Below are 10,294 nucleotides of genomic sequence, written 5' to 3' on the forward strand. Positions count from 1 at the left end.
CATGGCGAATCGATCCCAGGCCCCCACCGACCGTTCCCACGGCCCCGCCGCCCCCGTGCTCCAGGGCGGCTGGCTGACCAGAGGGGAGGAGGGCCGGTTCAGCGCCTACCTGCCCCGGGACGGCGAGGTGGTGCGCTGGACCGAGGAGCCCGGCGGCGGCTGGAGCGGCCCCGTCTCCCTCGGCGGTGACGGCCTGACCCCCTTCCTCGCCGTCGGCCAGGGCGCCGACCGCTACGTCCACCTCGTCGGCCTGCGGCCGACGGGCGGGGACGAGGGCCACGTCGAGCTGGTGCACGCCGTCCAGTTCCAGACGGGCCGTCCCGCGGCCGCCTGGCGGCCCCTGGGGCACTCGAACGGCAAGGGCCCCTGGACCGGAAACCCCGCCGTCGCCGTGGACGCCCAGGGCCGCGTCTACGCCTTCGTGCGGAACGGCGGCGGCGGCCTCAGCGTCCGCGCCCAGAAGGACGCGGGCGGCTGGCACCCCTGGTGGGACCTGAAGGGCTCCAGGACCGACCCCTCGCCGGTCGCCCTCACCAACGGCTCCGGCCTCGTCGAGCTGTACAGCTCGCACGCCACGGGCCTCGTCCGCTACGTCCAGCGCGAAGCCGGGGCGAAGCCGCTCCGCGAGGAGATACTGCCCGCCTCGGTGACCATGGGCACCCTCGCGGCCGTCACCGGCCCCTCCGGGCACGCGACGCTCTTCTACCTCGACCAGGAGGGCCGGGTCATGGCCTGGTCGCCGGAGCGCTCCCTGCGGCCGACGCCGCTGGGCAAGGCCGTCGGCACCGGCCGGCTGTCCGCCGCCCGCTGTCTCATCGACGGCTTCGACTGCACGGTCCTCGCCCAGCAGTCCGAGGACGGCCGGCTCGCCCTCGCCGCCTACCCCAGCGAGCAGGAGGCGGAGGGCCTGAACTGGTCGGAGACCGGGGAGCGGCACGGGAACCTGGACGCCGTCCTCACCCGCGGCCTCGACGGCGGTCTGGTCGTGATGACCGTCGCCGACGGGCGCACGCCGGTCACCGCCCGTCAGAAGGCGGGAGCCGAGGGGCTGCTGCTCGAAGGCTGGCGCTCCATAGGGTGAGTCCCCCCGCGATACGGGAACGGCCCCGGCACCTGTGCGAGGTGCCGGGGCCGTCCGTCATGACGCCCTGGTGTTACGCCGGGACGCTCGCCACGCCCTGGGCCAGGAAACGCTTGCCGTTGACGCGCTCGGAGACGCCCTCACGGTCCAGGTACGGCGTGATGCCGCCCAGGTGGAAGGGCCAGCCCGCACCGGTGATCAGGCAGAGGTCGATGTCCTGCGCCTCGGCGACGACACCCTCCTCCAGCATGAGGCCGATCTCCTGCGCCACCGCGTCGAGGACGCGGTCGCGGACCTGCTCCTCCGTCAGGACGGTGTCGCCCTGCTTCAGGAGCGCGGCGACCTCGGGGTCGAGCTCCGGCTTGAAGCCGTTCTCCGGCTTGTAGACGTAGAAGCCGCGCTTGCCGGCCTCGACGACGGCCTTCAGGTTGGGGGAGACCGTGAAGCGCTCCGGGAAGGCGCGGTTCAGGGTCTCGGAGACGTGCAGACCGATGGCCGGGCCGACGAGCTCCAGGAGGACGAGCGGGGACATCGGCAGGCCGAGCGGCTCGACCGCCTTCTCCGCCGTCTCGACGGAGGTGCCCTCGTCGATGACGTTCTGGATCTCGCCCATGAAGCGGGTCAGGATGCGGTTCACGACGAACGCCGGGGCGTCCTTGGTGAGGACCGCGGTCTTCTTCAGCTTCTTGGCGACGCCGAAGGCGGTGGCCAGGGAGGCGTCGTCGGTCTGCTCGCCCTTGACGATCTCCAGGAGGGGGAGGACCGCGACCGGGTTGAAGAAGTGGAAGCCGACCACGCGCTCCGGGTGCTGGAGCTTGGACGCCATCTCGGAGACCGACAGCGAGGAGGTGTTGGTGGCGAGGATCGCGTGCGCCGGGGCGACGGCCTCGACCTCCGCGAACACCTTCTGCTTGACGGACATCTCCTCGAACACGGCCTCGATGATGAAGTCCGCGTCCGCGAAGCCCTCGGCCTTGTCCAGGACACCGGAGACCAGGCCCTTGAGGCGGTTGGCCTTGTCCTGGTTGATGCGGCCCTTGCCGAGCAGCTTGTCGATCTCGCCGTGGACGTAGCCCACGCCCTTGTCGACGCGCTCCTGGTCGATGTCGGTCAGGACGACCGGCACCTCCAGGCGGCGCAGGAAGAGCAGGGCGAGCTGGGAGGCCATCAGACCGGCGCCGACGACGCCGACCTTGGTGACCGGGCGGGCCAGGGACTTGTCCGGGGCACCGGCCGGGCGCTTGCCGCGCTTCTGCACCAGGTTGAAGGCGTAGATGCCGGAGCGCAGCTCGCCGCCCATGATCAGGTCCGCGAGGGCCTGGTCCTCGGCGTCGAAGCCCTTCTGCAGGTCGCCGTCCTTGGCGGCCTCGATGATGTCGAGGGCGCGGTAGGCGGCCGGGGCGGCGCCGTGCACCTTGGAGTCGGCGATGGCGCGGCCCTTGGCGACGGCCTGGTCCCAGGCCTCGCCGCGGTCGACCTCGGGACGGTCCACGGTGACGTCGCCCTTGAGGACCGAGGCGGTCCAGATCAGCGACTGCTCCAGGAAGTCGGCGCCCTCGAAGAGGGCGTCGGCGATGCCGAGCTCGAAGACCTGCGCGCCCTTGAGCTGGCGGTTCTGGTTGAGGGAGTTCTCGATGATGACCGAGACGGCCTTCTCGGCACCGATCAGGTTCGGCAGGATGGCGCAGCCGCCCCAGCCGGGCACCAGGCCGAGGAAGACCTCGGGCAGCGAGAAGGCCGGCAGGGCCTTCGACACGGTGCGGTAGGTGCAGTGCAGACCGACCTCGACGCCGCCGCCCATGGCCGCGCCGTTGTAGTACGCGAAGGTCGGCACGGCGAGCGCGGACAGACGCTTGAAGACGTCGTGGCCGCCCTTGCCGATGGCGAGCGCCTCGTCGTGCTTCTTGAGCAGCTCGACGCCCTTGAGGTCGGCGCCGACGGCGAAGATGAACGGCTTGCCGGTGATGCCGACGCCGACGATCTCACCGTTCGCGGCCTCGGCCTCGACCTGGTCGATCGCCGCGTTCAGGTTGGCGAGGGACTGCGGGCCGAAGGTGGTCGGCTTGGTGTGGTCGAAGCCGTTGTCCAGCGTGATCAGCGCGAACCGGCCCGCACCCGCGGGCAGTTCGAAGTGCCGTACGTGGGCCGAGGTCACGACCTCGTCCGGGAAGAGCTCGGCGGCGCCCTTCAGAAGCTCGGCGGTGGTGCTCACTTGCCCTCCCAGTGGGGGTTTTCCCAGATGACCGTGGCGCCCATGCCGAAGCCGACGCACATCGTGTTGAGGCCGTAGCGGACCTCCGGGTGCTCCTCGAACTGGCGGGCCAGCTGCGTCATCAGACGGACGCCGGAGGAGGCGAGCGGGTGACCGTAGGCGATCGCACCGCCGTACTGGTTCACGCGGGCGTCGTCGTCGGCGATGCCGTAGTGCTCCAGGAACGCGAGGACCTGGACCGCGAAGGCCTCGTTGATCTCGAAGAGGCCGATGTCCTCGATGGACAGACCGGCCTGCGCGAGGGCCTTCTCGGTCGCCGGGATCGGGCCGTAGCCCATGACCTCGGGCTCGACGCCGGCGAAGGCGTACGAGACCAGGCGCATCTTGACCGGGAGGTCGTTCTCGCGGGCGAAGTCCTCGGAGGCGATGATCGAGGCGGTGGCGCCGTCGTTGAGGCCGGCCGCGTTGCCCGCGGTGACGTTGCCGTGGACGCGGAACGGCGTCTTCAGGTTCGCCAGCGACTCCAGGGTGGTGCCCGGGCGCATCGGCTCGTCGGCGGTGACCAGGCCCCAGCCGGTCTCGCCGCCGGCGGGGTCGGTGCGGCGCACCGAGATCGGCACCAGGTCCTGCTGGATCTTGCCGTCGGCGTACGCCTTGGCGGCCTTCTCCTGCGAGCGCACGGCGTACTCGTCGGCGCGCTGCTTGGTGATGCTCGGGTAGCGGTCGTGCAGGTTCTCGGCGGTCATGCCCATGAAGAGGGCGGACTCGTCGACCAGCTTCTCGCTGACGAACCGCGGGTTGGGGTCGACGCCCTCGCCCATGGGGTGGCGGCCCATGTGCTCGACGCCACCGGCGATGACGGCGTCGTACGCGCCGAAGGCGATCGAACCGGCGACGCTCGTCACGGCCGTGAGGGCACCGGCGCACATGCGGTCGATGGAGTAGCCCGGCACCGACTGCGGCAGCCCGGCGAGGATGCCCGCCGTGCGGCCGAGGGTCAGGCCCTGGTCGCCGATCTGCGTGGTCGCGGCGATGGCGACCTCGTCGATCTTCGCGGGGTCGAGGCCCGGGTTGCGGCGCAGCAGCTCCCGGATGGCCTTCACGACGAGGTCGTCGGCGCGGGTCTCGTGGTAGATGCCCTTCGGGCCCGCCTTGCCGAACGGGGTGCGGACGCCGTCGACGAAGACGACGTCCCTGACGGTACGAGGCACGATGGCTCTCCTCCAGGGTGCGGGATGGCACTGCTGCTGCGGCCCACGCCTAAGCGTGCGCTTGCTCCCCCCATGCTACTTGTGGGTAACCAAGCTGCCCACCCCCTGAGGGCCAAGCGGTGAAGGTCACACCCCATGGAAGCCGCCGGGACGCTCGTGCGCCCCCGTGCGCCCCTCCGATCGGAGGGTCCCGCAACCCGATGGGCGCAGGCGACCGGCCGAGCCATGGCGTGCGGCTCCCGGCGCGCGAACGCTGGCAGGGCCGGGGCGCCGGGCCCCGGACCAGGCTCATGGAACGGACTCCCATGCCGATCGTCACCACCGACCACAAGGTCCCCCACAAGTCCACCGTTCCCGCGAACGACGGCCGGATGGTCGAGCTCTTCGTGCGGGAGCGGAACGGAACGCCCCCGGGACAGCCGCGCAGGCCCGTCCTCGCGCTCCACGGCCGGAGCGTCCCCGTGCTCGCCGGCTTCGATCTCCCGTACGAGACGTACAGCTGGGCCGAGGCGCTGGCGAAGGCGGGTTACGACGTCTTCATGATGGACCTCCAGGGCTCCGGACTCTCGCCGCGCCCCACGATGGACGACCCCCTCAACGTCAATCCCGCCCAGCAGAACCTGCTGACGCCGAGGCCACCGGGGTTCACGCCCGGCCCGCCGAACTATCCGTTCCAGCTGAACAACTCGTTCAGCGACCGGGACGAACTGAACACCGTCGTGAAGTTCGTCCTCGACGAGTGCGAGGCGGAGAAGGTCGCCTTCATCGGCTGGTCGGCCGCCGCCTTCACGATGGGGCCGTACGCGGTCAACAACCCGGACAAGGTGGAGAGCCTGTTCCTGCTGGCCCCGATCTTCCCGTTCAAGGGGGCGTCGACGCCGCCGTCCCCGCTGCCGCAACCGGGCTTCCCGACCCTCCTCGGCACGAAGGCGGGGTTCGACGCGGGCTGGAAGACCGAGGTGCACTGCGAGGGCCAGCGCGAGGATGCCGTCGTCGAGGCGGCGTGGGACGCGATCATGAAGAGCGACCCGATCGGCAGTACCTGGGGCAAACCCACGGAGGGGCTCAACCGGATCAGGAACTTCGCCAGGTGGGGATGGAACGAGACCACCGCGGCCAAGGGCGGAGTGCTCGGCGGACGCGTGCCCGTGCTGATCGTCTACGGGGAGCACGACCGCCAGGTCAACACCTCACCGCCCAACCCGAACCCGGAACTCAACTTCTCGCTCGCCGCGCTCTACGGCGCCATCGCGGGCCCCCACAAGCTGATGGTCAAGCTGGCCTGCGCCGGGCACTCGCTGGTCTGGGAGATGCAGCACAAGAACCTGCACAACCTGTCGAAGCACTGGCTCAAGCACCTCAAGGTCGACGGCAAGACCCAGGGCGTCTTCGACATGGACACCGACGGCAACCTCAGCCCGGCGCCGTAGGAAAGGGAGGGCCCCGGCGCCTTCCCAGACGTCGGGGGCCCTCCCAGCGGCGTCACGCGCTTGCGGCCAGCGCCTTCACCAGCAGCGGGGTCACCAGCTCGACCTGCCACGGGCGGGCTCCGTAGCCCGTGAGGGCGGCGGCGACCGTGTCCGGGGTGCCCGGGGACGGCGGCTCCCAGCAGACCCGGCGCACGGTGTCCGGGGTGATCAGGTTCTCCTGCGGGAGGTTCAGCTCCTCCGCGAGCGCCGAGACCGCCGCGCGCGCCGCCGCGAGGCGGGCCGCCGCGACCGGGTCCTTGTCCGCCCAGGCGCGCGGCGGGGGCGGGCCCGCCACCTGCTGGCCCGGCTGGGGCAGCTCGCTCTCCGGGAGGGCCCGGGCACGGTCCACCGCGGCCTGCCACTGCTCCAGCTGACGGCGGCCCGTCCGGTTGCCGAAGCCGGGCAGCGCGGTGAGCGCGGCCACGTTCACCGGCACCGCGAGCGCCGCCTCCACGATCGCCGCGTCGCTCAGCACCTTGCCGGGGGAGACGTCGCGCCGCTGGGCGACCTTGTCACGGGCCGTCCACAGCTCCCGTACGACCGCCATCTGACGCCGGCGGCGCACCTTGTGCATGCCGGAGGTGCGGCGCCACGGGTCCTTGCGCGGCGGCGCGGGCGGGGCCGAGGCGATCGCGTCGAACTCCTGGCGGGCCCACTCCAGCTTGCCCTGCCGGTCGAGCTCCTTCTCCAGCGCGTCGCGCAGGTCGACGAGGAGCTCGACGTCGAGCGCCGCGTACCGCAGCCACGGCTCGGGCAGCGGACGGGTCGACCAGTCGACCGCGGAGTGGCCCTTCTCCAGGGCGTAGCCGAGGACGGACTCGACCATCGCGCCGAGGCCGACCCGCGGGAAGCCCGCGAGACGGCCGGCCAGCTCGGTGTCGAAGAGCGAGGTGGGGAGCATGCCTATGTCACGCAGGCACGGGAGGTCCTGGGTCGCGGCGTGCAGGATCCACTCGGTCCCGGCGAGCGCCTCGCCGAGCCCCGAGAGATCGGGACAGCCGACGGGGTCGACGAGCGCGGTGCCCGCGCCCTCGCGGCGGAGCTGGACGAGATAGGCGCGCTGGCCGTAGCGGTAGCCGGAGGCGCGCTCGGCGTCCACGGCCACGGGACCGCTCCCGGCGGCGAACGCGGCGATCACCTCGGCGAGGGCGTCCTCGGTCTCGACGACGGGCGGGATCCCCTCGCGGGGCTCCAGCAACGGGATCGGAAGCCCATTCGCAGGGACATCGTCGTCCGGGGGGCCGCCCCCGGTGGTGCGCAGTGCTGTGTCTGCTGCGGTCTCTTGGGCGTCGGTCACGTGTCAAGGGTATCGGTGAACGGCAAGCGCCTGTCGACGGAACGTTCCGCCGACAGGCGCGGGCCCGTGTCCACCGGCCGTCAGTGGATGATCCCCGTCCGCAGGGCCACCGCGACCATGCCGGCGCGGTCGCCGGTGCCCAGCTTGCGGGCGATGCGGGCGAGGTGGCTCTTGACGGTGAGGGCGGAGAGGCCCATGGAGACGCCGATCGCCTTGTTCGACTGGCCCTCCGCGACGAGCCGCAGCACCTCGACCTCACGGCCGGAGAGCTCGCGGTAGCCGCCCGGGTGGCTCGGGGCACCCGGGGGGCGGCGGTGGCCGAGGCGGGCCGCCGCGGCGCCGATGGGGGCGGCGCCGGGGCGGGTCGGGTGACCGATGTTGGTCCGGGTGCCGGTGACGACGTAGCCCTTCACGCCGCCCGCCAGGGCGTTGCGCACGGCGCCGATGTCGTCGGCGGCCGAGAGGGCGAGGCCGTTGGGCCAGCCCGCGGCGCGGGTCTCGGACAGCAGGGTCAGGCCGCTGCCGTCGGGCAGGTGGACGTCGGCAACGCAGATGTCGCGCGGGTTGCCGACGCGGGGACGGGCCTCCGCGATGGACGAAGCCTCGATCACGTCGCGTACTCCGAGGGCCCACAGGTGGCGGGTCACGGTGGAACGGACGCGCGGATCGGCCACGACGACCATGGCCGTCGGCTTGTTCGGGCGGTAGGCGACCAGGCTTGCGGGCTGCTCGAGGAGAACGGACACCAGGCCTCCTGGGGGGAAGGGTGCGGGACGGAGCCGGCTCGGGGAAGAAGCCGGGGGCGAACCCGTGCAGTGAAGGGGTCACTGAATCCTTCGGCAGCCGGGCCGCCCGCCTTTAGGGAAAGATCACGATTTGGTGAGTAACAATTAGGGCAATTCGGACGCGTGATCGATCATCCTACGAGCGGGCCCCGCCCTTTCACCCCCGCGGGGGAGCGCCAGGGCACCCTTCCGGAGAGGCTCGCGGGCCGCGCCCGGACGCCTCGCGGCGCCCGAAGGCCTTCCGCGGACCGCGTCCCTCAGGCCCCCTGCGGCCCCCGGCGCTGGGGCAGCGAGACGACCCCCGCGCCCGTCACCGTCCCCGCCCCCGGGTCCGCCGGCGCGGGCGGCAGACCCGCGATCTGGCAGAGCAGATCGCACCAGGCCGCCAGGTGCGCCCCCGTGTCCGGCACCCCGCCCAGGCCCTCGCGCGGGGTCCAGGACGCCCGGATCTCGATCTGGGTCGCCGGCCTGCGGTCCGCGAGCCCGCCGAAGTAGTGCGAGCCCGCCATCGTCACGGTCCCGCTCGCCTCCCCGTACGAGAGCCCCCGCGCCTCCATCGCCCCGGTCAGCCAGGACCAGCACACCTCGGGCAGCAGCGGGTCCGCCGCCATCTCCGGCTCCAGCTCCGCCCGGATCAGGGTCACCAGGCGGAACGTGCCCTTCCAGGCCTCGTGGCCGTCCGGGTCGTGCAGCAGCACGAGCCGCCCGTCCGCCAGGTCCTCCTCGCCCTCCACGACAGCCGCCTCCACCGCGTACGCGTACGGGGCGAGCCGCTGCGGCGGCCTGGTCGGGTCGATCTCGATCTCGGACCGCAGCCTCGCCGACCGCAAGGCCTCCACCGCCCGCCGGAAGGCGGGCGGAACCGGGTTCGCCTCCGTACTGTCCGCCGTTTCGTCCGTCCCTCGATCGCCGTCGGAATGATCGGAAAAATGTCCCTGAGCCGCAGCCATGCGGGGAAGAGTAGGCGGAACGGGGCCTCTGTGCAGGGAGGACACCCGGCCCGGACGAGCGGCTTCCCGCCACATGCGAAGATTTGGGCGTGAGTGCCATGGACAGCCCGCAGGGCCAGCAGACGAAGCAGCAGTCGCGGACGTACGACTCCGCGTTCCTCAAGGCGTGCCGACGCGAGCCGGTCCCCCACACCCCCGTCTGGTTCATGCGACAGGCCGGGCGCTCCCTCCCCGAGTACCTGAAGGTCCGCGAGGGCATCCCCATGCTCGAGTCGTGCATGCGGCCCGAGCTGGTCACCGAGATCACGCTCCAGCCGGTGCGCCGCCACAAGGTCGACGCCGCCATCTACTTCAGCGACATCGTCGTCCCGCTCAAGGCCATCGGCCTCGACCTCGACATCAAGCCCGGCGTCGGCCCGGTCGTCGCCGACCCGATCCGCACCCGCGCCGACCTGGCCCGGCTGCGCGACCTCACCCCCGAGGACGTCCACTACGTCACCGAGGCCATCGGCATGCTCACCGGGGAGCTGGGCGACACCCCGCTCATCGGCTTCGCCGGCGCGCCTTTCACCCTCGCGAGCTACCTCGTCGAGGGCGGCCCGTCGCGCAGCCACGAGCGCACCAAGGCGATGATGTACGGCGACCCGCAGCTCTGGGCCGACCTGCTCGACCGCCTCGCCGAGATCACCTCGGCCTTCCTCAAGGTCCAGATCGAGGCCGGCGCCTCCGCCGTGCAGCTCTTCGACTCCTGGGTCGGCGCCCTCGCCCCGGCCGACTACCGCCGCTCGGTGATGCCGGCCTCCACCAAGGTCTTCGACGCGGTCGCCTCCTACGGGGTCCCGCGCATCCACTTCGGCGTCGGCACGGGCGAGCTGCTCGGCCTGATGGGCGAGGCCGGCGCGGACGTCGTCGGCGTCGACTGGCGCGTCCCGCTCGACGAGGCCGCCCGCCGCGTCGGCCCCGGCAAGGCCCTCCAGGGAAACCTGGACCCGGCCGTGCTCTTCGCCTCGCGCGAGGTCGTGGAGGCCAAGACCGACGAGGTCCTGGCCGCCGCCGAGGGCCTGGAGGGGCACGTCTTCAACCTGGGCCACGGCGTCATGCCGGCGATGGACCCGGACGCGCTGAGCCGTCTCGTCGAGTACGTGCACACGCGGACGGCCCGCTGAGCGGTGCCCACGCGCCGCCGTGCGCCGCCCCAGCATTCCGAGATCGTCTGCGACGCCGGCGGCCACCCCACCGGACACCTCGTCGAACACGCCGCCATGGACCTGATGACCCCGGTCCTGCCC

The 10,294-nt window shown here is 72.2% G+C and carries 8 protein-coding genes; 3 read left to right on the forward strand and 5 right to left on the reverse strand.

What is annotated here, in order from left to right; translation table 11 throughout:
* The first annotated feature begins 1 nt into the window (after position 1).
* Positions 2-1,081, forward strand: a complete 1,080-nt coding sequence (locus ABZ318_RS24905) for a hypothetical protein (protein ID WP_356904685.1) — start codon at positions 2-4, stop codon at positions 1,079-1,081.
* A 73-nt stretch (positions 1,082-1,154) separates the two neighbouring features.
* On the opposite strand, the gene ABZ318_RS24910 is transcribed toward ABZ318_RS24905, so the two are convergent.
* Together ABZ318_RS24910 and ABZ318_RS24915 are read right to left on the reverse strand one after the other, a co-directional pair.
* Positions 1,155-3,293, reverse strand: coding sequence for a 3-hydroxyacyl-CoA dehydrogenase NAD-binding domain-containing protein (locus tag ABZ318_RS24910; protein ID WP_356904686.1), 2,139 nt, complete (start codon positions 3,291-3,293; stop codon positions 1,155-1,157).
* Complete coding sequence (locus ABZ318_RS24915) at positions 3,290-4,504, reverse strand: acetyl-CoA C-acyltransferase (RefSeq protein WP_093873537.1); 1,215 nt, start codon at positions 4,502-4,504, stop codon at positions 3,290-3,292. The genes ABZ318_RS24910 and ABZ318_RS24915 overlap by 4 nt, the downstream gene beginning before the upstream one ends.
* Before the next feature lie 305 nt (positions 4,505-4,809).
* On the opposite strand from ABZ318_RS24915, the gene ABZ318_RS24920 reads away from it, so the two are divergent.
* Positions 4,810-5,934: an alpha/beta fold hydrolase gene (locus ABZ318_RS24920; protein ID WP_356904687.1), complete on the forward strand. Its 1,125-nt coding sequence runs from the start codon at positions 4,810-4,812 to the stop codon at positions 5,932-5,934.
* A 52-nt stretch (positions 5,935-5,986) separates the two neighbouring features.
* On the opposite strand, the gene ABZ318_RS24925 is transcribed toward ABZ318_RS24920, so the two are convergent.
* From ABZ318_RS24925 to ABZ318_RS24935, 3 genes are all read right to left on the reverse strand, one after another.
* Entirely contained in the window at positions 5,987-7,270 is a 1,284-nt protein-coding gene (locus ABZ318_RS24925; protein ID WP_356904688.1) for a ribonuclease D, read from the reverse strand.
* An 80-nt stretch (positions 7,271-7,350) separates the two neighbouring features.
* The gene (locus ABZ318_RS24930; protein WP_015037008.1) at positions 7,351-8,016 is read right to left on the reverse strand and encodes a response regulator transcription factor; all 666 of its coding nucleotides are present in this window, start codon (positions 8,014-8,016) and stop codon (positions 7,351-7,353) included.
* Between the two features lie 296 nt (positions 8,017-8,312).
* Positions 8,313-9,005, reverse strand: a complete 693-nt coding sequence (locus ABZ318_RS24935; protein WP_356904689.1) for a DUF3000 domain-containing protein — start codon at positions 9,003-9,005, stop codon at positions 8,313-8,315.
* 98 nt (positions 9,006-9,103) lie between these two features.
* Here ABZ318_RS24935 and hemE point away from each other — a divergent pair, with 98 nt between their 5' ends.
* Complete coding sequence (gene hemE / locus ABZ318_RS24940) at positions 9,104-10,171, forward strand: uroporphyrinogen decarboxylase (RefSeq protein WP_356904692.1); 1,068 nt, start codon at positions 9,104-9,106, stop codon at positions 10,169-10,171.
* The last annotated feature ends 123 nt before the right edge of the window (positions 10,172-10,294 follow it).

Source organism: Streptomyces sp. NPDC006197 (assembly GCF_040613865.1).
Lineage (GTDB): Bacteria > Actinomycetota > Actinomycetes > Streptomycetales > Streptomycetaceae > Streptomyces.

Coding starts and splice junctions, on each gene's coding strand:
- ABZ318_RS24935 (WP_356904689.1), bottom strand. CDS start 9,005: ATGGCTGCGGCTCAGGGACATTTTTCCGATCATTCCGACGGCGATCGA.
- ABZ318_RS24920 (WP_356904687.1), top strand. CDS start 4,810: ATGCCGATCGTCACCACCGACCACAAGGTCCCCCACAAGTCCACCGTT.
- ABZ318_RS24905 (WP_356904685.1), top strand. CDS start 2: ATGGCGAATCGATCCCAGGCCCCCACCGACCGTTCCCACGGCCCCGCC.
- hemE (WP_356904692.1), top strand. CDS start 9,104: ATGGACAGCCCGCAGGGCCAGCAGACGAAGCAGCAGTCGCGGACGTAC.